20 protein-coding genes are annotated in these 22,269 nt (G+C 40.8%); 15 read left to right on the forward strand and 5 right to left on the reverse strand.

Annotated elements, in window-relative coordinates; genetic code table 11:
* The first annotated feature begins 3 nt into the window (after positions 1 to 3).
* The 6 genes from AU377_RS00105 to AU377_RS00130 all read left to right on the forward strand — a co-directional run bounded on the left by AU377_RS00105 (position 4) and on the right by AU377_RS00130 (position 8,062).
* Complete coding sequence (locus AU377_RS00105) at positions 4 to 444, forward strand: tripartite tricarboxylate transporter TctB family protein (RefSeq protein WP_067402273.1); 441 nt, start codon at positions 4 to 6, stop codon at positions 442 to 444.
* A 27-nt stretch (positions 445 to 471) separates the two neighbouring features.
* Entirely contained in the window at positions 472 to 1,983 is a 1,512-nt protein-coding gene (locus AU377_RS00110; RefSeq protein WP_067402275.1) for a tripartite tricarboxylate transporter permease, read from the forward strand.
* A 12-nt stretch (positions 1,984 to 1,995) separates the two neighbouring features.
* Positions 1,996 to 2,658: a GntR family transcriptional regulator gene (locus AU377_RS00115; protein ID WP_067402278.1), complete on the forward strand. Its 663-nt coding sequence runs from the start codon at positions 1,996 to 1,998 to the stop codon at positions 2,656 to 2,658.
* 786 nt (positions 2,659 to 3,444) lie between these two features.
* Positions 3,445 to 5,103 carry an amidohydrolase gene (locus AU377_RS00120; RefSeq protein WP_067402280.1) on the forward strand — a complete coding sequence of 553 codons (1,659 nt, stop codon included), beginning with the start codon at positions 3,445 to 3,447 and terminating at the stop codon, positions 5,101 to 5,103.
* Between the two features lie 15 nt (positions 5,104 to 5,118).
* Complete coding sequence (locus AU377_RS00125; protein WP_067402282.1) at positions 5,119 to 6,372, forward strand: Zn-dependent hydrolase; 1,254 nt, start codon at positions 5,119 to 5,121, stop codon at positions 6,370 to 6,372.
* 226 nt (positions 6,373 to 6,598) lie between these two features.
* Complete coding sequence (locus tag AU377_RS00130; RefSeq protein WP_067402284.1) at positions 6,599 to 8,062, forward strand: sodium:solute symporter; 1,464 nt, start codon at positions 6,599 to 6,601, stop codon at positions 8,060 to 8,062.
* Between the two features lie 154 nt (positions 8,063 to 8,216).
* Here AU377_RS00130 and AU377_RS00135 read toward each other — a convergent pair whose 3' ends face one another.
* Positions 8,217 to 9,113 (reverse strand): LysR family transcriptional regulator, encoded by an 897-nt coding sequence (locus AU377_RS00135; protein WP_067402287.1) that lies wholly within the window; start codon positions 9,111 to 9,113, stop codon positions 8,217 to 8,219.
* A gap of 205 nt (positions 9,114 to 9,318) precedes the next feature.
* Between AU377_RS00135 and AU377_RS00140 the strand changes: the two genes are divergently transcribed.
* Positions 9,319 to 10,554 (forward strand): sodium/glutamate symporter, encoded by a 1,236-nt coding sequence (locus AU377_RS00140; RefSeq protein ID WP_216635635.1) that lies wholly within the window; start codon positions 9,319 to 9,321, stop codon positions 10,552 to 10,554.
* Positions 10,555 to 10,584: 30 nt separating this feature from the next.
* The gene (locus AU377_RS00145; protein WP_067402290.1) at positions 10,585 to 11,529 is read left to right on the forward strand and encodes an agmatinase; all 945 of its coding nucleotides are present in this window, start codon (positions 10,585 to 10,587) and stop codon (positions 11,527 to 11,529) included.
* Between the two features lie 96 nt (positions 11,530 to 11,625).
* On the opposite strand, the gene AU377_RS15165 is transcribed toward AU377_RS00145, so the two are convergent.
* Positions 11,626 to 11,757, reverse strand: coding sequence for a YfhE family protein (locus AU377_RS15165; RefSeq protein WP_082731861.1), 132 nt, complete (start codon positions 11,755 to 11,757; stop codon positions 11,626 to 11,628).
* A gap of 154 nt (positions 11,758 to 11,911) precedes the next feature.
* Between AU377_RS15165 and AU377_RS00150 the strand changes: the two genes are divergently transcribed.
* The 3 genes from AU377_RS00150 (at position 11,912) to AU377_RS00160 (ending at position 15,463) form a co-directional block, all read left to right on the forward strand.
* The gene (locus tag AU377_RS00150; protein ID WP_067402293.1) at positions 11,912 to 12,217 is read left to right on the forward strand and encodes a monooxygenase; all 306 of its coding nucleotides are present in this window, start codon (positions 11,912 to 11,914) and stop codon (positions 12,215 to 12,217) included.
* Positions 12,218 to 12,515: 298 nt separating this feature from the next.
* Positions 12,516 to 13,835, forward strand: coding sequence for a GMC oxidoreductase (locus AU377_RS00155; protein WP_253724342.1), 1,320 nt, complete (start codon positions 12,516 to 12,518; stop codon positions 13,833 to 13,835).
* Between the two features lie 287 nt (positions 13,836 to 14,122).
* A complete protein-coding gene (locus AU377_RS00160) occupies positions 14,123 to 15,463 on the forward strand; it encodes a cyclic 2,3-diphosphoglycerate synthase (RefSeq protein WP_067402296.1) in 1,341 nt (446 codons plus the stop codon).
* Positions 15,464 to 15,529: 66 nt separating this feature from the next.
* Here the strand turns inward: AU377_RS00160 and AU377_RS00165 are convergent, their stop codons facing one another.
* The gene (locus AU377_RS00165; RefSeq protein WP_067402299.1) at positions 15,530 to 16,162 is read right to left on the reverse strand and encodes an FMN-dependent NADH-azoreductase; all 633 of its coding nucleotides are present in this window, start codon (positions 16,160 to 16,162) and stop codon (positions 15,530 to 15,532) included.
* Positions 16,163 to 16,335: 173 nt separating this feature from the next.
* Between AU377_RS00165 and AU377_RS00170 the strand changes: the two genes are divergently transcribed.
* On the forward strand, positions 16,336 to 16,914 hold the full coding sequence (locus AU377_RS00170) for a histidine phosphatase family protein (protein WP_067402305.1): 579 nt from the start codon (positions 16,336 to 16,338) through the stop codon (positions 16,912 to 16,914).
* 96 nt (positions 16,915 to 17,010) lie between these two features.
* Here AU377_RS00170 and AU377_RS00175 read toward each other — a convergent pair whose 3' ends face one another.
* Together AU377_RS00175 and AU377_RS15405 are read right to left on the reverse strand one after the other, a co-directional pair.
* Positions 17,011 to 17,976, reverse strand: a complete 966-nt coding sequence (locus AU377_RS00175; protein WP_067402306.1) for an alpha/beta hydrolase — start codon at positions 17,974 to 17,976, stop codon at positions 17,011 to 17,013.
* A 176-nt stretch (positions 17,977 to 18,152) separates the two neighbouring features.
* Entirely contained in the window at positions 18,153 to 18,290 is a 138-nt protein-coding gene (locus AU377_RS15405; RefSeq protein ID WP_156450340.1) for a hypothetical protein, read from the reverse strand.
* A 163-nt stretch (positions 18,291 to 18,453) separates the two neighbouring features.
* Between AU377_RS15405 and AU377_RS00180 the strand changes: the two genes are divergently transcribed.
* The 3 genes from AU377_RS00180 (at position 18,454) to AU377_RS00190 (ending at position 21,889) form a co-directional block, all read left to right on the forward strand.
* Positions 18,454 to 19,185: a phosphate ABC transporter ATP-binding protein gene (locus AU377_RS00180; protein ID WP_067402311.1), complete on the forward strand. Its 732-nt coding sequence runs from the start codon at positions 18,454 to 18,456 to the stop codon at positions 19,183 to 19,185.
* Positions 19,182 to 19,940: an iron export ABC transporter permease subunit FetB gene (gene fetB / locus AU377_RS00185; protein ID WP_067402313.1), complete on the forward strand. Its 759-nt coding sequence runs from the start codon at positions 19,182 to 19,184 to the stop codon at positions 19,938 to 19,940. Before AU377_RS00180 ends, fetB begins: the two co-directional genes overlap by 4 nt.
* A 62-nt stretch (positions 19,941 to 20,002) precedes the next feature.
* Positions 20,003 to 21,889 carry an SEC-C metal-binding domain-containing protein gene (locus AU377_RS00190; RefSeq protein WP_067402316.1) on the forward strand — a complete coding sequence of 629 codons (1,887 nt, stop codon included), beginning with the start codon at positions 20,003 to 20,005 and terminating at the stop codon, positions 21,887 to 21,889.
* The last annotated feature ends 380 nt before the right edge of the window (positions 21,890 to 22,269 follow it).

Genomic DNA, 22,269 nt, shown 5'->3' on the forward strand with positions numbered 1-22,269 from the left:
AGAATGAAAAATATATTTACACTGTTTCTATTGATCGTTGCCTGTACTTATTTATCATTAGCATTAAGCTTTCCGATGTTCTCCAAAAATATTCCAGGCAGTGGATTTTTACCACAAATCATTGGGGTTATCCTCGTTCTGCTTACCGCGTTTGATTTAATTAAAAACTTTAAAAGTAGTAAGGAAGAAAAGGTTGATACGACTTATTTAAAAGAAATGATTTTCGTTATCGTTCTTTGTACTGCTTATGTAGTGCTGTTTAATATTATAGGAGCAATTTTTTCTACGGTTTTATTCACTGTTGCTATTTTATTTATTTTCAACAAAGGAAAGTTGAAACAAAATCTTACGATTGGTATTAGTGTACCGATTATAATCTTTGTATTGTTTGAGGTCTTGTTAAAGACAGGTCTTCCAGCAGGTATATTTGAAAACATCTTTTAACATTCATTTGAAATTGAGGTGAGAATAATGGGTGACATACTAACAAATATAGTGCAGGGATTTTCGGTTGCTTTGACACCTATGAACGTCTTATTGTTATTGCTTGGGGCGTTTATCGGTATGGTTGTTGGGATCATTCCTGGTTTCGGCGCATCAGCTGCAATCGCAATCCTTTTACCATTAACACTATCACTTGATCCAACGGGTGCGATTATCATGTTAGCAGGAATTTATTACGGATCCCAATATGGCGGGGGAACTACGTCCATCCTAATTAATACACCGGGTGACTCGGCGGCTGTTGCAACTACGTTTGACGGCTATCCAATGACTATGCAAGGAAAAGCGGGAAAAGCATTGATAACTCAAGCAATTGCTTCTTTTGTCGGTGGAACAGTTGGGGTTATTTTAATCTTCTCGTTTGCACCGATGTTCGCAAAAGTCGCGCTTAAATTTGGTCCTCCTGAATACTTCATGCTTATGATGATGGGTATGTTAACACTCGTATGGATGACAGATGACAGTAAACTAAAAGGATTCATCTCAGCATTCCTTGGGCTTGCTATTGCGACAGTAGGTGTTGACGTTATTTCAGGAACACAACGTTATACATTTGGTTCACCGGAATTAATTAACGGAATTAGTTTTATACCTGTAACGATTGGCTTGTTTGGGCTAGGTGAATTATTTTATCGTATTTATGCGGGTTCCCATAAAGATGATCGGTTAGAAAAATTAGATCTGTCATTAGCAAATAAAAATACTTGGCCAAAAATGAAGGAATTGCTAGCCGCGAAATTTACATTTCTACGGGGTTCCGTTATTGGTTTTGTGACGGGGGTTTTACCCGGAGCGGGCGCAACGATAGCTTCATTCTTTTCATATACAATTGAAAAGAAAATTTCGAAAGAACCGCAAGAATTTGGGAAAGGACATTTACCAGGACTGATTGCTCCAGAAACTGCAAACAATGGTGCAACATCCGGTGCTATGGTTCCGTTACTGACACTTGGAATACCTGGATCTGCATCTACAGCAATCTTATTAGGTGCATTTTTAATGTATGGTTTACAGCCGGGACCATTACTTATGATCGAAAAGCCCGACTTTGCTTGGGGAATTATTTCTAGTATGTATTTAGGGAATGTTATATTGTTAGTTATTAACATTGTTGCCATTCCTGTATTTTTAATGATTGTTAAACTGCCATACAGATTCTTGATTCCAGTCATTATTGCATTATGTTTAATCGGGACATTTAGTTTAAATAGCAGCTTGATTGAAATTTGGATCTTACTTATTTTTGGAATCGTCGGTTTCTTTATGAAGCTTTATGGCTATTCTCCAGCTGCATTAGTGTTGGCGCTTGTTCTTGGTCCACTTGCGGAAAATACGCTAAGACAATCTTTGATTATGTCAGAACAAGGAATGGCGATTTTCTTGACGCGTCCAGTTTCCCTACTTTTTCTAATGCTAATTGTGGTTATAGTAGTGTATCCTTATGTTAAGAAGCTCTTTATACCACGCCATACGGCATAAGGGGGAGTAGTTTTGAGCATATCTAAAATTAAGACCGTTCACCGAAAGCCATTAAATGTCGTCGTTTACGAAAATATAAAATCTGCAATTGTTAGTGGCGAAATTGAAGCTGGGACACGCCTTACAGAAACTGCGGTAAGTGAACAAATGAATGTCAGCTCAACACCAGTTCGAGAAGCCTTTCGTCGGCTTTCCTCGGAAGGTCTTGTGAAAATCATTCCATGGAGGGGAGCTATTGTACAGGAGTTTACTTTCAAAGAAATTTCGGAAGTATACCAGTGCAGAGAAGCACTAGAGGTATTGGCAATTCAATTAGCAACTGAGCATATTGATAATGAAGGGATTCGGCAACTTAGAGAACTTTTGGAAAAATCTGCAGTAGTAGAAGACCATACAAAATATACCGAAATTAATACTAAAATGCATGACTTGATTTTTGAATACTCTAAAAATTCAACGTTATTAAATTTAATCCAACAAATTAATGACGTGGTCTTGCACAATCGAAATGTCTCTTCGTATAGCGACGATCGAAAAAAAGAAATCTATCATGAGCATCGGGAAATTATCGACGCCATGGAAAGTCGGGATAAGCAAAGAGTGGCGCAAGCGATGAAAGCACATATTGAGAATGGATATAATTATATTAAAAACAGATATATTAATGAAGAATAAAATAAAAACCTACATTAATCCTAAATAAGTAGACTAGCTACATTTCAGTGTTGCTAGTCTTTTCGTATTGGTGAAAAGTGACTATTTGTGGAAACTAAATCTTACTCTTAGTCAAAAATTCAAATCTTAAAACAGTAGTTCAGGTTTAAAAATGTCCTATAGATTTGCCGTCAGGAGATAATTGTCTTGAATTTATTCAAGACGGTTATTTCTTTTATATGCAGTATTAACAAGTTTGAAGCAATCGGAATTACCAGATACGAATAGTGGTTATTTGCGGTGAGGAACAACGAAATTTCTGACCCGGGGTTATTTTTTGTTGGAATTAAAATTATTTTATCAATCCATTAGCAAAACAGCTCAAGCGCTCAATCCGACTTTAAACGATAAAGAAAAAAATATTGTTACCTTTTCTCCTAATTTTAGTTCCTATTTTTCAACACGGGTTGACAATCAAGTTAACTATTCTTCTTTTTGTCGTTTTTAATCATTCATTTATCGATCGATTTACATAAAAATGATCTTGACTTCTAAAAGTCGGTTTGTTTAAATAAGATTCATAACGATTACCGGAAAAGTCTGAATATTATTAGCTGCACTGGTTCGGACGTCAGATCAGACTAAATTGTAAAGGTGTTGGTGTCTGGACAAGTAGGGGCTCTTATTTGTAAGCGTTATCATTTCGGGGGGTGGTTCCGTCCTTGGTCAAAAAAGGAATTGCAGCATCTCGTTGAAAATGCAGTTTTAACGACTTCAAAAATCCTGTAAAAGAAAGGGGCAGTCAAAATGAAAATTGATGTCATGATTAAAAACGCAAATATCGTAACGCTTGATGAACAAAATACTATTGCCAAATCACTTATTGTCTCCAAAGGGACGATCGTGAAAATCTTTTCGGAAGCAGAGCCCAATTTAGACGATTATGAAGTAAGTAATGCGAGAGTCATTGATTTAGAAGGTGCTACTTTGTTGCCAGGGTTCATCGACACGCATAGTCATTTGTTTATGTATGGGCAAATGTTAAATAATATCGATTGTCGATCACCTGAAAATAAAACGATTGCAGACGTTGTAGGGAAAGTGCGTGAGAAAGCCGCAGAAGCTCAGCCAGGTGAATGGATTATGGGCTGGGGGTATGATGATACGTTATTGGCGGAAAAAAGACATCCGACAAGATTTGATTTGGATCAAGTGGCGCCCGACAATCCTGTGTATCTTCGCCATATTTCTGGTCACTTTGCTACGGTCAATTCAAAAGCATTGGAGATTGCTGGCGTGACAGAAGATACAGTCGTCCCGGTCGGAGGATTTTTTGGAAAGGATTCCGAAGGCAGGCTTGATGGGGTCGTTCATGAAATCCCTGCATTAGAAATCATGAATCCTGCTTTACCCATACCGAGTCAAGAGGCGTGCATCGAGAATATCGCGAGGGGGGCGGAAGCTTATTTGGCGCAAGGCATCACGACTTGTACGGATGCTGGGGTGGGGCTAGATAAAGGCATTGCAGAACTTGGCGCTCATTTAGAAGCAGTGAACAGCGGGAAAAATCCTTTAAAAATGCGCTTGATGATTATGAATCATTTATTGCGGAAGGACGGACCTTTTGCGAAATATACAGCAGACGGGCTGAATGTAGAGCTTCAAAAATTATCGGCAGGCCGTGTCCGATTAGATAGTGCAAAGCATTTTCAAGATGGATCGATTCAAGGGTATACTGCAGCGCTTCGTGAGCCTTATGCAAGCAGACCTTCAGAGTACGGCGAGTTGCTGAATGAACAAGAAGCGTTCAACGAAGAAATAGCGGACTTGCACAAACGCGGCTTCCGTATTGCGATTCATGGGAACGGCGACCGTGCGATTGGGTCGAATATTGAAGCGCTTAGCGAAGCGATTCAAAGACATCCTCGATATGATCATCGTCACCGGATCGAACATGTTCAGACAGCAAGTACAGAAGACTTGCAGATGATGAAACAATTTGACATCGCTGCTTCGTTTTTTATTAATCATGTTTATTATTGGGGAGATCGCCACCGCGAAATATTTTTAGGACCGGAGCGTGCAGAACGCATCAACCCATTGGCTGAAGCGGTTGACTTAGATTTATTGTTTACATTGCATTCGGATTGCCCAATTACGCCGATCTCACCGCTCTTTTCTGTTTGGGCAGCAGTGAATCGAAAAACGAGAAATGGTGCTGTCTTAGGAGAAGTTCAAAAAATTAATGTTCTGACGGCATTGAAATCGATGACAATTTACGGAGCCAAATTAAATTTTGAGGAAAATGAAAAAGGCACGATCGAAGAAGGGAAGAAAGCAGATTTTGCTGTTTTAGACAAAGATCCATTAACTTGCCCTGTCGAAACGATTAAGGATATTACGGTGTTGGCAACGATCATCGACGGAGAAGTTGTTTGGGAAAATAAGGTAAAAGTCCTATCGTGACAGGGAGGAGAAGTCATGGAAACGAAGCTTAAGAACATTCATATAGAAAGATTGAAAGACCGATTTCAGCAAATGGCTTCTATTGGTAGAACGGAAAGCGGCGGCGTCACTCGGCTTGCGCTGTCGCCGGAAGATCGGGAGGCAAGGGAGCTTCTCGTTCATTGGATGCAAAAGATCGGTTTAGCAACACGATATGACGATGTTGGCAATATTTACGGAAGACTGGAAGGGCGGGAGAAGAATGCCGATGCCGTCCTGATCGGCTCCCATATCGATACCGTTCCAAATGGCGGGCAATTTGATGGAACATTGGGGGTGCTCGCGGCGCTTGAAGTCGTTCAGTCGATCAAAGAGCAGCAAAAAGAACTGAAGCATCCAGTAGAAATCGTTTCCTTTACGAATGAAGAAGGCGCTCGTTTTACACCGCAAATGTTAGGAAGCGGTGTCGTAGCCAATGAATTTACAAGGGAATATGTGTATGAGCGAAAAGACATGAAGGGATTGTCGTTTTATGACCAGCTAAAGAAAATTGGATTTGTAGGATCGGAAGCGAATCGGTTAAAAAATGGTAAGGCCTTTCTAGAATTTCATATTGAGCAAGGGCCTGTATTAGAAGCTGAAAACTTGCCGGTTGGCGTTGTGGAAGGCATAGCGGGCTTTGCTTGGATGGAAGTCATTATTAACGGACAATCCAATCATTCCGGAACGACGCCTATGCATTTAAGGCAAGATCCGCTTGTTGCGGCGGCTGCCATCATTAAAGAACTCCATGACTTTGCAAAAAATAAAAAAGACGGAACCGTCATTACAACCGGCCGCATTCAAGCATTTCCGAACATTATTAATGCGATCCCGAGTCAAACGATCTTTTCCATTGATGTTCGGCATGCTGAACGAAAAAGCTTAGAATCAACGATAGCAGAAATTAAAAAAATCGTTGAACAGCATGCCGGGGAAGTGAAAATGGATATGACGACCGAGGAAATTTGGACCAAACATCCAGTTTCCTTCTCTCCAAAAGTCATTTCCGTAATCGAACAGATTTGTAAGCAGCAACAAACGCCGTTTAAGCGAATGATTAGCGGTGCTGGTCATGACGCCATGTATATGAATGCCATTACAGATACGGCCATGATTTTTGTTCCGAGTGTTGCTGGAAAAAGCCATTGCAAGGAAGAAGAAACGTCATGGGATGACATTGAAAAAGGAATGAACATCCTATATGACACCGTCTGTAAATTAGCGAATGGCGATTCAGAAAGTTTATAACCTCATCTTAGAACATCTCCATGTTTTGACATCGATCCTCATCTTGTTTAAAGCGAATTATCGCTAGATCAACCCATCAAAGAGCCTCAACAGAATCATACACCGAGTACAGACCACATCTAGAAAAAGAACGATACCGCACCTTTTGCTGATCATCATGCCGATCATTACTTGATAATACAGAAATCTATTTTTGAAAAATCAAGTCGTTAAAGGAGAGGGAACTATGAACTGGTGGATTGTGTGGCTTGTGCTTTTTATCGTCGGGATTTTGGCGCTTGGCTTTTATTACGGCACGAAGATTAAGTCGTCGGATGATTTTGTCATGGCGAATTTTAGCCTTGGATTTTTCCCGATTTGCGGAAGCATTATCGCAACGGCATTAGGGGCTTCAGCAATTATTGGGGCTTCGGGAAAAGGTTTTACGATGGGTATGTCTTGGTTTGTCGCAAATCTTCCATACGTATTTTTCTCTATATTTCTTGCTGTTTTACTAGGATCTACTATACGGAAGCTTAAGCTTTACACGGTGCCTGATCTTTTTGTTCGCAGGTTCGGAAAGGCAGCAGGTCTCATTCCTGCCATCGTGATCAGTATTTTATACATGACGCCAACGTTTGGGATGCAAATTGTTGGGATGGGTTCGATTTTGACATCGATCGTTGGCATGCCGCTTACATGGGCTATGTTATTTGGCTTTGCCGTTTGTGTCATTTTCACCTTAATGGGCGGTTTGCCGAGTGTTGCATGGACAGATGCGGTACAAGCCGTATTAATTGTTGTAGGACTTATCGTTATGTTCTTCTTAGGTTTACAGCATGTTGGCGGTATGAATGTAGTATTAGCCGAAACACCAGCAGAGATCAAAAGTTTCCTTGGGATTAGTAAAACAGAGATGTTGAATTATTTAGTCATTTTCGGCCCGTTTTATTTAGTTTGGCAAACGACTTGGCAGAGGCTCGCTGCTGCTAAAACGGAGAAAATTGCTGTGCGTGCTGTATCTGTCGGGTATATTTTATGTGCGGTTGTCGGCTTTTTTGCAGTAGGGATCGGTGTTATTGCAAGACTGTCACTGCCGGCGAATACGAGTGCTGATTTAGTGTACACAAACTTCATGACAACGATTGCACATCCAGCGATTGGCGGACTCTTTATGGTATCCCTTTTTGCAGCAGTTTTAACGGGTGCTACGTCCTTTTTACTCAGCGGTGCTGCCAATATTTCAAAAGATATTTACCAGCAGTGGATTGCGCCAAATGCCCCCGACCGAACGGTTCTAAAAGTTTCAAGACTTTCGGTTGCAGGAATGGCATTGTTAGGTTTAGGGGTCGCTTTATTCATTAAAGACATCATTACAATTTATACGTATGCGCTATCATTGTCAGCAGTTACATTGGTGATGCCGGTGATGGCCGCGATGTTTTGGGAAAGAGCTACAAAATCTGGGGTCATTACGAGTATTATTGGATCTTTCATCTTTGCGTTAGTGTGGAATTTTATCGGCAGGCCGTTTGGCTTGCATGAAATTATTCCGGGACTTGCTGTTTCTTTCGTATTGTTAGTCATCGTCAGCTTACTAACCAAGCATTCGAAAGACGAAGAAGTAGCAGCCTATTATTTTGCTTACAAAAATGAGAAAGATCCGGTGGAGGAAATGTTGTCGGAAGAAGGCAAGGTGCTAGATGCATAGAGCGTAATAACTATAAGTTTATGAGAGAAGCCAGTCGCAATTTTTGGATTGGCTTCTTTTTTATGTGGTGTAATAAAAGAGCTAGCGGCAATCCAAAAGAATCTATTCGATTCAATGGATTGCCGCTTTTATAATGGTTTATCATTCCAAGTCATCACTGATACTCAATAACCTCTTTCGAAAATTGGCTAGTAATTTTTATGAAATCATGGATCGCAGGCGACAAGTAACGATCGGGTTGGTAGACCATATAGACAGTTCTTTTTGGAAGGAAGTTTTTGATATAAACGACATTTACTTTCGTAGACGGATTAAGCGCTAAGAACCTCTCTGGAATGATAGAAATTCCTAATCCATTTTCAACCAAACTGCGCGCTGTTTCTAAACTTTGTGTTTCAAATTCTATTGTTGGCGTAAATCCAGCGTCTTGACAGGCTTTAATAAACGTTTCCCTGATTTCGAAACCTTCGAGACTATGGATAAATGTTTCTTCGTATAGATCAATAATGTTGATGTTGCTGTTGTTTTTAAAATGATGATTTAGGGGGGTAATGAGTACATATTCTTCTTGAAAAATAGGGATATATTCAAATCCGTTTTCATGATTGGCAATTGATGTAATGCCTAAGTGGATATCATAGTTTTTTAAATACTGTTCAATATCTTTTGGACCTAATTCCCTTACTTTCATCGAGACGTTTGGATATTCTTTTTTAAAAAGGCTTATCATATGTGCAATGAAGTAGCGGTAGGATTCAATCATTCCAATACTCATTTTTCCGTTCCCTACATTTTTCACATCGTTCATCTCTTTAAAGATCTTCTCGAACTGCGTCAACATATGATCCGCATGTTTATAAAGGATCTGTCCGGGCTCGGTTAATGTTAATCTTTTTGTGCTTCGCTCAAACAATTGACAGCCAATTTCCTGTTCTAACGCTTTGATCGTATTGCTTAAGGAGGGTTGGGAAATATGTAATTCTTTTGCGGCTTGGGTAAATTGTCTGCTTTTTGCGACTGCATAAAAGTATTTTAATGAACGAATATCCATTTTTCCACCCCTTTATAGCTAAAAGCTATGAATTAATAACAATTTGATATTAGACATTATATATTCGAACATTTAGAATTTCAAGTAGGGTAAGCGATTTCAAATTAACGAAAGTTCTCGTTTATTTGAGAAACCTGTAAAAATATGTAGAGCTAAAGGGAGTCTGCATAGTTACAAAACAACTTAAGCAAAGGAGGGAGAAGTAGTGACAACGACTAAAGATGTGAATGGGATGCTGGTCCTTCAAATGGATATGATTACCTTCGCTGCAATCGGAGCAGTGCTACTAATCTTAGGAACATGGATTGTCAATAAGTACAAAGTTTTTTGGAAGTATTCAATTCCTGGTCCTGTGGTCGGTGGTTTTGGTTTTTCGTTATTAATGTGGGGCGTTTATGAATTAGGTCTTTTTGAACTTCAATACGATAACACACTGTATGACCTATTCATGTATGTATTTTTTGTAACGATCGGTTTAACAACGGGTCTATCGGTCCTCAAAAAGGGTGGGAAACTGCTTTTAATTTATATGGTCGTTTGCTGGTTTTTAGCCGCATTACAAAACGGAATCAGCTTAGGCGCCGCTTGGCTTACTGGCCTAAACCCACTTTCTGCAATGATGGCAGGTCAGGCATCGATGCAAGGTGGACACGGTATGGCGGCTTCGCTCGCTCCATTAATTGAATCATTAGGTGGAGATAATGCCTTAACCATTGGGATGGCTGCGGCTACATATGGTTTAATTGCAGGATCTCTAATTGGTGGACCTGTTGGCAACTGGCTGATTTCTAAAAATAAATTAAAAATCGAAACTGATGATGGAAACCTCAGTGCACTTTCGTCAGAATTACAAGAGAAGAAAACCGAAATTACTTGGCAAAATATATTAATAGAAGGCTCTCTCATATTTGTTATCCTTGCGATTGGTTTACCGACAGCGCAATGGATCACAAATGCTACGGGTTTCTCAATTCCCGGACACATCTTTAGTTTGTTCCTAGGAATTATCTTTAGATCCATCAATGAACGCACATCGCTCGTTCCGGTCAACGATCAAGCGATGGATATGATTTCGAATGTTTCATTGAATATGTTCTTGGTCATGGCGATGATGAAATTGAAATTGTGGGAATTATATGAACTCGCGCTGCCGTTAACGTTCTTGCTTGTTCTTCAAACGGTGGGAACTGTAGCTGTCGCAGTGTTTATCATGTATAGAGTATTAGGTAAAAACTATGATGCCGCTGTCATGTCGGCAGGTTTTATCGGACATGGAATGGGGGCCACGCCGAACGGATTAGTCGTGATGAACGCCATTTGTACGAAGTATGGCTTGCTTTCAAGAAAAGCATTTATCATCATTCCCGTTGCAGGCACAGTCTTAACGGATGTTGTTGGAGTCCCTTTATTCGTATTCTTAGCTAACCTTTTTGCTAACTAAAATATTGATTGATTAATGGAGGAATTAAAAATGGAAAGAATTAATATGCCAATTACAGGAATTTGTTCATTTGCAAAGTATCCGATTTGTACGGATTGGGAAGAAATTGATGCAGATATCGCAGTATTAGGGGTTCCTTATGATACGGGCGTCGGCTTCTTATCGGGCTGCCGTTTCGGTCCAAGAAGAATTCGTGAAGTTTCAACACACTATGCGCGCGGAGAAGCTGGCTTCTATGATCCAGAACGCGATGAGGTACTACTAGGAGGACCTGTCAGAGTTGTCGACGCAGGCGATGCGGATGTCATCCATGGAAATATTGAACAATCATTTGATGCGATTGAATATGCAGTAAGAAAAATCCGGGAAAAAGGTGCGATTCCTGCAATTATGGGAGGGGACCACTCGATTTCTATTCCAGTAGCACGCGGATTAGCAGATGAAGGCGATGTTACGGTTATTCAATTGGATGCTCACCTAGATTGGTCAGATGCGCCAGGTGGACAAACACTTGGAAATGGAAGCCCAATGAGAAGAATGTCTGAAATGGAACATATTAAAGACATGGTTCAAATTGGTCTTCGTGGACTAGGGAGCAGCCGTAAAGAAGACTTTGATGCTGCGAAAGCTTATAACAGCCAGCTGATTTCAGCAAGAGAGTCGTTCAAATTAGGCGTTGAAGGGATTTTAGAACGCATTCCGAAAGCAGACAAATATTATGTAACGATTGATATCGACTGCTTCGATATTTCTCTTGCAACAGGTACAGGTTCTCCATCACCAGGCGGATTCTCTTTCGATTTCTTAAACGATATTTTAGTTGGCATTGCGGAAAAAGGAAATGTCATTTGCTTTGACCTTGTCGAAGTAGCTCCTCAATATGATCCAACAGGTGCAACAACACGCGTTGCAGCTATGACGATGTTAAACTTTATGGGACATATTTTGAAACAGAAAGAGAAACAAGGTCGCTAATTTGAAAATGACTGTAGACATCCTTGCATAAGGGATGTCTGCAGTTTTTTTAGGTGTCCACTAGCGTTGCAACACTAGTGGACACCTCAAAATCAATTACCCTTTACGATCCTTTTTCCCGGCATGATCCGCTTTTCGAAACTCTTCTTGATAATTGACTTCTTGGGCGGAAGACAATCCATTATTTTTCTCGGTCAGTCGTTTGTACGGCGGTTTCTTTTCAGTCATTTACATACGCTCCCTTTTTATGAATTTGGCTCTCGATTCATTAGGTTGTCCTCATTCAATTATTTTATTTGCGAAAATCGACATATTTATGAGTGATATTAAAGGTTGTTTTTTCAAGAAATAAGGTACATTAATAAAGAAAGGAATGATAACGATGGCATACATACTACAAGTAGATTTTCCAATGAACGGTCCATTTGGCAATGAAATGGCTGAGGCTTTTTCCGATTTGGCAAAAAGCATCAATGAAGAAGAGGGCATGACATGGAAGATTTGGACGGAAAATCCCGAAACAAATGAAGCTGGCGGTATCTATCTGTTTGAAACGAAACAATCCGCAGAAAAGTATTTAGACATGCACACGAAAAGATTAGCTGGATTTGGCATAGAAACTGTCAATGCTAAAATCTTTACGGTCAATTCCGCACTTACGGAAATTAACAAAGGACCGTTGAAATAAAAAAAGCGAAAAAGCCTCCAACCTAAACTGTCAGGTTGGAGGCTTTTTCATTTGGAAATGGGTCGTATTATTCTGAATAGCTTCTGAATTGTGTGGGTGCCTGGCACCAAAAAAAGGGGATAAGGAACAACAGTTGGGCATATCTTTTTATAGGAAAGGGGTGTTTACAATACCGATAAAATACAAGAATAATTGGATTCCAATAAAAACAGTAGAAGAAATGTCAAAAACAAATTACGATGTCCTCATTGTGGGGAGCGGTCCGGGTGGAGGAGCGACCTTGCAGAGGCTGTGTGAAATGTGGAAAAATCAAGGGGCTAAAAAGATTGGCATATTAGAAAGAGGCGATAAGTTATTTCATTCTCATTCTCTAAATATTCCTACGCAGAATGTAAATACGGCGAGGGACGAACTTCTTCCGGATAATTCGACGCCATTAGGCAAACGTTTACCTCAATTTTCGGGTGCGACAATGGTCTATGCGCTTGGGGGAAGGTCCTTGTTTTGGAATGCTGCTACGCCAAGACCTATTCAATCTGCGCTTGATAAATGGCCGATCCATCCTAGGGAGTTGAATGTGTATTATGGGATGGCGGAGAAGTTATTGAATGTCACAACGGAATATGCCAAAGGTTCATCGATGCAAAATAGCATGTTGAGTCTACTCCACGCAGGTGGTATTTTGGAAGCAAATGATATGCCGCTTGCTTTTGATAGGACACCTTCTCGGCAAGGGCAAGTTCATTCAAATCCATGGTATAGTTCGATCAATTCTTTAGCCGCTGCTAGGTTTGACCGTCCCTATGACCTCGCAGTAAATGCTTATGTCTCAAGAGTATTAACTGGAAATGGAAGAGTTGCAGGGGTTGAGGTTTTTTCTGAAGACAAGAAGGCTCACACAATCCGAGCCAAAAATGTGGTGATCTCTGCTAGTACTTTAGAGACGCCGCGTATATTGCTAAATTCGGGGATTCAGGGCCCTGCAATCGGTCGATATTTGACAGGCCATGTGTCCATCATTGCCATTGGAACCGTTAGTCGGAGAAAATTCTTGGAAAACTTGGGTAACCTAGCTGTATTGAAATTTGAGACGGAGGAGTCACCTTATCAAATTCAGATTCTGGGTCCAGATCAATATTTTTCTTATCAGCAATTTGAGGATAGGGAATTTAAAGAAGAGCTTATGGTTGTCTATGCCGCCTTTGGAAGGGTAGAACCCCGTGCTGATAACAGGGTATATATTGAACCATCTGCAAAGGATGAATTCGGTGTTCCTCTGCAACAGGTTCAATATTCCTTAAGTGAAAAAGACCATCAAACAGCACGTCAAGTTGAGCAAGGAATTAGACAATCCGCCGCGGCAATGGGCGTAACGCTTGATGAATCGACTTTAGTACTACGGCCACCAGGCGCAGACATGCATGAAGCTTCCACATGCAGAATGGGGAATAATCCTGCAACTTCAGCGACAAATCGCCACGGTCAAATACATGGCGTTCAAGGTTTGTATGTTGCGGATAATAGTGTTCTACCCACTCTGACAGCAGCTGGCCCGGTTCTTTCTAACGTTGCCTTGGCCATTAGGTTGGCAGATCATATTGTCCGTCAGTCTGGTTGAGGTTTAGCACTACTAAATGGTGGCGTACTAAAACGAAGAACCAGGCACTTCTAGCAAAACGGCGTCTTCATAAACAACTTTACAAAACCTTCTATCCTATTCGGGTTAGGTGAACAAACACCTTACTGCAAATAGAATAGAAGGCTTTTTCTATTCTGCGCCAAATTCTGAATAGCTTCTGAATTGTGTGGGTGCCTGGCACCAAAAAAGGGTTGTATTAATATACAAACAGGTTTATAATTATAAACAAGTTATTGAAAGACATTGAATGGTTGGGAGAGAATGATATGAATAAAAAGAATATAATCATTATTGGGGCAGCGGGAAGAGATTTCCATAATTTTAACACTTTTTATCGTAATAATGAAGCATATAATGTTGTTGCTTTTACGGCGACACAAATTCCTGATATAGATGGACGTAAATATCCAAGTGAGTTAGCAGGAGAACTGTATCCAGATGGCATTCCGATTTATGCGCAAGAGCAGTTGCCAGCACTCATCCAAGAACTGCAAGTAGATGAATGTGTATTTGCTTACAGTGATATCGGTTATGAAGATGTCATGGGCGTTGGCGCGATTGTCAATGCAGCAGGCGCGAATTTCAATTTGCTTGGACCGAAAAGTACGCAGTTAAAAAGCAATAAACCTGTCATTTCTGTTTGTGCAGTTCGAACAGGAACAGGGAAAAGCCAAACATCCCGAAAAATTATTGAAACGTTACTGGCGGAAGGTTTGAAAGTCATTGCGGTGAGACACCCGATGCCGTACGGTGATTTAAATGCACAGCGCGTGCAGCGTTTTGCGACAGTGGAAGATTTAAAAGAGCATAAATGTACGATCGAAGAAATGGAAGAATATGAGCCGCACGTAGAACGTGGAAATATCGTCTATGCGGGTGTGGATTACGCAGATATTTTAGCGGCGGCTGAAAACGATCCAGATGGCTGCGATGTCATTTTATGGGACGGCGGAAACAATGACTTCTCATTCTTTGAGCCAGATCTAGCAATTACTGTTTTAGATCCGCATCGTCCAGGCCATGAATTGAAATATTACCCTGGTGAAGTATGCCTGCGAACAACTGACGTTGCGATTATTAATAAAATTGACAGTGCACCTGCGGAAGCTGTTGAAATCGTTGAGAACAATATTAAAAACGCAGCGCCAAACAGCACGATTATTAAAGCCGAATCAAAAATCACAGTCGACAATCCAGAGCTTATTGCCGGAAAACGTGTGTTGATCGTAGAAGATGGTCCGACTCTGACGCACGGCGAGATGAAACTGGGTGCGGGTACGGTTGCGGCTGAACGTTTAGGCGTGGAAGAAATTGTTGACGCTCGTCCATTTGCTGTCGGTACGTTAGTCGATACATTCAACAAATATCAACATATTGGAAATGTCCTTCCTGCAATGGGTTACGGCGAACAACAATTAAAAGACCTTGAAGAAACGATTAACAATGCAGATTGTGATGCAGTGATCATTGGAACACCGATTGATTTATCACGCGTGATTTCCATCAATAAACCTTGCACGCGTGTCCACTATGATTTAGATGAAGTCGGCACTCCGAATTTGAGCGAGATTTTAAAAGGTTTTGTAGAAGAACATAAGCTTGTGTAATGAAAACTGAAAGGTGCATGTCTCTTTGTATAAGGGACATGCACCTTTTTTAATTAGAATAGGTGATTAAACCGTTACAGCTGATAATTTTTTCGCAGCAGCTTCTACTTTTCCTAAACCGTCTGCAATAATAGTTTCAGCTTGTGCCGGCATTGCATTGTGACCTTCGATAATGACTTCATCGATGATTTCCATACCGAACACGCCGCCGACGACATTTTTAATATAAGTCGTAGCCATTTCTAAAGGCGCTGTTTCTGGTGTTGAGTACACACCGCCGCGCGCACTTAGAATGACAGCTTTTTTATCTTTCATTAATTGAACCAATTGACCATTTTCGTCATATTTGAATGAGTAGCCAGCTTGGTAAACGTAGTCGATGAACGTTTGTAATGCAGCTGGAATCGTTAAGTTCCATAATGGGAAGGCGAAGACAACGATGTCTGCAGCTGAAAAGGCATCCATCGCTTTTTGTTTGGCAGCTAAAATGCGTTGTTCGATGTCTGTCATTTCTTCGCCTGATTCTACTTTACCGAAAGCGTTGAATAAATCTTGGCCAAGGTAAGGCATGTCTTCCGCGAACACATCAAACGTTGTGACGTTTACACCTTCTAAGTGATTCATGAAAGTTTCGTACATTTTACTAGATATAGCGTCAGTTGCTGGTCGATTATTTGCTTTTACAACTAAGATGTTCATTTTATTGTAATTCTCCTTTTTTATCTTGAATTCAATTATCTAGAATTAATGATATATTACTCTAACATCGGAGTCAACAAAAGAATTTCCATGTTGAAAAGGAACATAAAGATTCAGACACAAAATCGTTTATAATAAAAAGGATTTGTTGAATGATAAAAGGAAGTGAATTCATGACAATAGTTGGTTTTGTTAGGCATGGCGTGACCGGGTGGAATAAAGAAGGGCGGGAGCAGGGACGCATCGACATTCCACTTGATGATGAAGGAATTGAAATGGCGGAACGCGTTGCGAAGCGTCTAGCCGATCAAAGGTGGGATGTTATTTTTACAAGTCCGCTCATTCGGGCAAAGAAAACGGCTGAAATCATTGCTGCCAAAAAGCCGGAACTTCCTTTGCATGTGGATGATCGTCTGTGTGAAACGAGCGGGGGATTCATCGAAGGAACAACCGAGGCTGAACGGATTGCGAAATGGGGTGCGGCGTGGAGAAAGTTGGATCTCGGTCGTGAACCGTCTGACAAAATGATTGCAAGAGGTATGGAATTTATCGAAGAAATCAATCGAATGTATTCGACGCAACGTGTGTTAATTGTGAGTCACGGCAGTTACATAGGTAAATTAGTGAAGGCGTTATTGCCGGACGGAAACTTTGAAGAGGAATTACAAAATACGTCATTAACAATTGTTCATATGAAAAGGGATCGGAATTTTTGTGCCCTCTATAATTGTACAAAACATTTACGACTATAAAAAACCACCTTCAAAACTTTTCAATCTGTTTTGAAGGTGGTTGATGATGTTTATTCGATTAGGCAAGCGTTGTACAACTTTATTGTGATCGATCCATCAATTTAAATATCGGTTAATAAAAAAGTCAACTTTCCGCTTATATTGATCTCCAACTAACGCGAAGGCTTCCCCGTGGTTTGCGTCCGGAACGAGGAATAATTCCGCGTCACTTGCTGTATGCGAGTACAATTCCTCCGCCATTTCCGTAGGGACGAAGGTATCGCTTTGTCCATGGATGTATAAAATCGGAACTTTCGTCTTTTCTACTTCTTTTCGTGCATTTGCTTCTCGAAATGAATAACCTGCCCGGATTTTTGTGAGCATGCTCGTACTATCTAACAATGGAAATGCCGGCAGATGGAACATTCGATTCATTTGATAAGTGAATAATTGGTAGACGGATTGATATGGACTGTCTGCGATTATGGCTTTCACTTGGAGAGGAAGTGCATCATCGCTGCTTGACATGAGGACAGTGGCGGCACCCATCGACAAGCCATGGTAGACGACCTTTGTATCCTGTCCAAGCTTCTTCACTAACAAATCTGTCCAATCGATCAGGTCGAGCCGATCGGGCCAGCCGAATCCATAATAATTGCCCTCACTTTTTCCATGTCCCCGTGCATCCGGCATGAAAATATTATAATCCCATTCAGTATGATAAAACTGCCCGTAAAGCCCCATTTGCTTGGCGTTACCCAAATAGCCATGCGTTAAAATGACCAATTTGTCGCTAGGCTTCGCGGCAGGTAAAAAATAGCCTGATAATTGTAATCCATCACGTGATGTTAAGGTGAGTTGTTCAAAATGCTGCGCTTTTACCCAATCGATCCATTCGCCGTTCAAATAAAGATCCATCGCTTCATTGGATACTTCCAAATCCGCATTATTTTGCAAGAATTCTTTTGGTCCGCGTTGCACCGCTAACCCATAGAAAAAGAAACTGCCAAAGATTTGAATCGCCAAAAAAACAATTGCAAAAAGCACTGTGAACTTCTTCCAATTGATTCGAATAATATTCATTCCCCTTTAGATTTCTATCATTGGGACTCGTAAGCCCTTACCTTATTATAGTAGAAAAAAGGAGGGAAATGAATAGCGCATAACAATTGCATGAAATTGCCACACTCATTCCAACATCCAAAAAACCACTGAACAATCCCGATCGGATCGCTCAGTGGTTTTCGTAGTGCATAGGACTAACGCTTATTTTTCCCTGGACGTTTCGCTTGATCTGATTTGCTGTATGGTTTCTCACTCAATCCATCATCAGTCGGCGTCAGGCTCCCAATATTTTTATTTGAATACTGTTCGCCGAATGTTTTTTTCTCACTCATGATGCTCATCGCTCCTATACTTTATTTTTATGGATCCATCCATTAGTCTGTCCAATCCTTGATCAATTATTTATTTGATAAGAACCTTGAAAATGAAGCACCTTTCTATCCAAAGTAAAGTATGCTAAATTACTATCGTTTCAATAAAAGAGGAGAGAAAAGCATGTTGCTCCATCAAGAATCCGCGATTCATTTTCAGCAGGTCAATTACTTCATTGACGAAATTCATATCCTTAAAAACATTACGGGATCGTTTCCGAAAGGTAAAATTACGACAATTGTAGGACCTTCTGGTGCTGGAAAAACAACATTGCTAAAGTTGTGTAACGGCTTGATATCTCCCCAATCTGGTACGATATTTATTCATAATAAACTGGTGACTGACTATGAACCGATTAAGCTGCGGCGACAGATTGGGATTGCGCTGCAAAGTGCGCCGATGGTGGAAGGCAGTGTCTTTGAAAATCTTGCACTGCCGCTTGAATTGCGAGGAGAAAAGTTGCTAGAATCGGATGCGGTTCACTATTTAGAAGATGTGGGACTGGATCCGCAATTTTTGCACCAAAATGCGGCAGATTTATCGGGCGGGCAGCGTCAAAAAGTATCCATTGCGCGAACGCTTATCAACCGTCCCGAAATCTTATTATTAGATGAAATTACATCCGCTTTGGATCATACTTCTTTACGAGAAATCGAAGAGCTTATTGTGAAAATAAACCGCATATACGGTGTGACAATCGTTTGGATCACCCATAATTTAACACAAGCATTAACGATTGGAGAGTTCACTTGGGTACTGCATAAAGGTGAAGTGATTGAAACGGGTGAAAGCAATCTATTGAAATCACCCGCAACTGATTTTGTGAAGCGTTTTGTACAGGGGGAAGCCGAATGAGTTATTTTTCGTTGGCATTAACGCTTATTTTCGTCGTCATTCCGCTCCTCTTATCGAAAACGCTTCAACTTGGCTTGGAGAGAGACACAATCGTCGCCACAATCCGTTCGATTATTCAATTGCTGCTCGTTGGATACGTGTTGAAATTTGTTTTCGATTCAGAGAGCTTGTTGTTCATCTTTTTAATGGTTGCCTTAATGATTGGTGCAGCTACCCAAAATGCACGAAAAAAAGGGAAAACGATCAAAGGAATAACGTGGAAAATTGCCATTACATTGATTTTCATTGAAGTGCTGACGCAAAGTATTTTACTAGGTTTTAAAATCGTTCCGCCGACTGCACAATATATCATTTCGATTAGCGGTATGATGATAGGCAATGCGATGGTGCTGGCGATTTTATTTTTGAATCGATTTGCCGCGGAAGTGACGAGTCATCGTGATGAAACAGAACTGATCTTATCGCTGGGCGGGACACCGAAACAAGCGATTCGCAGGCAGCTCCTCGACGCAATGAAAGCGAGTATGATTCCGACGATTGAAAGTCAAAAGACAATTGGTCTTGTACAGTTGCCAGGCATGATGTCTGGGCAAATTATCGCGGGGGCAGATCCGGTGCAAGCTGTGCAATTTCAGTTATTAATTATCTTCTTATTATTAACAACAGCCTCTGTCACAAGTATTATGCTGGGCTTTTTATCGTACCCCAGTTTGTTTAATGAACGCATGCAGCTTTTGAAAGGAAATTTGAAATGAAGTCGCACCACTACCATTCCCCGTAGTTTTTGATATAGTAAAAAGAAAAAGGTCGTGTACGAATGATTGGAAGAAATGATCCGTGTCCGTGTGGAAGCGGGAAAAAGTATAAAAAATGTTGTGCGTTGAAAAACGAGAAGACGAATGAGCAACTTGTGGAAGTAGAGCTTGAGCGTATTCTTGTCAAGTTTTTTGAAAACGCCGTTAGTCTTCCAGCGGACTATGCCGAACTGGAACGGACAGAAAGGGAATGGCGATACAAGCTTGGGAAGTGGCTATCAAATGAGGACATTTCTGAACGGTTAGCTGAATACTTTCTTTTCGTTGCGAGAACCGATCTATGGAAAAGGTATTTACTGCGGACGCTGAATCAGCAAATGAGGCCTGTCGTACGCACAGTATTGGAAAAATGGCAAAATCCGATCGTTTTATTAGCAAGACCGATTGCTATTTACGAGGACTATTTTGTCGTAGAGGAAGTGCTTGGCCGCCAGAAATATTCCATCCCAAGAAAAAAAGGGATGGAAGTTGGACAGAATCACATTGTTTTCGGAATCGTTTTGCCCGATGAAAGAGAGCGGGAAAATGGCATCTATCTCATAGAAGGACTTACATTTATTTACAATAAAAATAGAGCCTTTGAACGGAAAATTGAGTCGTTTGCTGAGGAAAGCGGCTACACCGCGAGCCATGAATTTTTCAAAGCACATATGGCAGATATCCATAAAATCATCGCAACAATGAATGATGCAGATTATGAAGATGTAGATGAGGCTGCAGCGATCATCAAAGAAAATTTGACGTCTGAACAGCAAGAAGTCGCAAAAATTCTTGAAGAGAAAATAGCGTCGCTTCAGTTGCACGAAGAGGGTCTTACGTTCCTCCGCTTGTTAACAGCTTCGTATTTTGTTAGGAACCAACCGATCTTCCGTAAGCCTGAAGTTATCGCGGCGTCCCTATTTAAAGTAGCGAATGACATAGATCTGATTGAAGGTGATTATTCACAGGCGGAGATTGGCGAGAAGTTCGGCATTTCCCCGGGATCTATGAAAAAGCATGTGGACAAACTGCATGACCTGGTCGATGAAATGATGAAAGATGTAGAAGAAAAGGAAAATACGCCACCCGTTGCCTATTCGATTGGAACGGATCCGCTTAGGACGGAAAGATTCAATTGGGAAATGTTATGCAAGACATCCTCATTAACGATCGAAACGATGGATCAACTGCAAGCGGTTATCCAACAAACGATGAATGAGCCATTTGAACCTGCTGGAAAAGAGCAGCGTGCACAAGCATTTGCCTACGGTGCTTATGATGCGGAAGATGGAGAAGAGCGACGTCATCTCGCCGAGCAAGCATTCGCCGAAGATCCCGAAAATGTAGATGCCCTTTTATTGCAAGTTGAAATGGCGGAAAATGAACAGGAAATTGAGCGATTGTACAAACAGGCGATTCAAAATGGGGAAAAGCTGTTCGACGATGAACCTGAAATTCCATGGGGACTTGTTACGAACAGGCCGTATATGCGTGCGATTTTTGCGTTTGGTGTCTTCTTGTATGAAAATGACCGCAAATCGGAAGCTGCCGGGCAATTTGACAAGCTAGTGACACTAAATCCTAGCGATCATCAAGGTGCACGATATTTGGCGGTTGCTTCATTTATTCAAAGTGAAGCGTACGAAAAAGCTTCGGAAGTTTTACAGCAATATGAAGACCAGGCCGTCGATGAAGCAGCCTACTTATATCTCAAGTGGTATTTAGAAATGGAGATGGCGGGTGGTGAGGCAAATGAGCGAACGGTTGCCTTATTCGATCAAGCTGTCAAAGCGAACCCTCATGTGAATGTACTCATTGAAGGGGATACGCCGAAGATTTCAATGCCGAAACAACAGGCGGTTTCATCTGGATCTGTTGAGGAAGCAAATTACATTTGGTACTTGTTATAAATGCAATGGAAAGCCACCTATGATGGGTGGCTTTTTCGCAATGGACAAAGTAGCGCGGCGCATGATCAGAAAGTGATTGCGCTGATGAGTGTGAAAAAGACAAGAGAGTGATTAGAAAAACATATCGAATTCCCGAGTATTGTATCGAAATATTTAATGACAACAATATAAATTGCCTCATTCTAAAAAATAAAAAAGTATGTATAATAATTTATGTAGCTACCATTTTTATTTATGGTACCAGTACCAGCATGACGACGAGATTTTTATGTTTATTCATTAATCAATCAATCATTTATACAATAGTATATAAAAGAATTTATGCAAGAGGGGTTGTCCCAGAAGTGGCTGGCACCGCCAAACGCTGTTAAAATGTAGTG

The sequence above is a fragment of the Sporosarcina sp. HYO08 genome, from assembly GCF_001563475.1.
Classification (GTDB): domain Bacteria; phylum Bacillota; class Bacilli; order Bacillales_A; family Planococcaceae; genus Sporosarcina.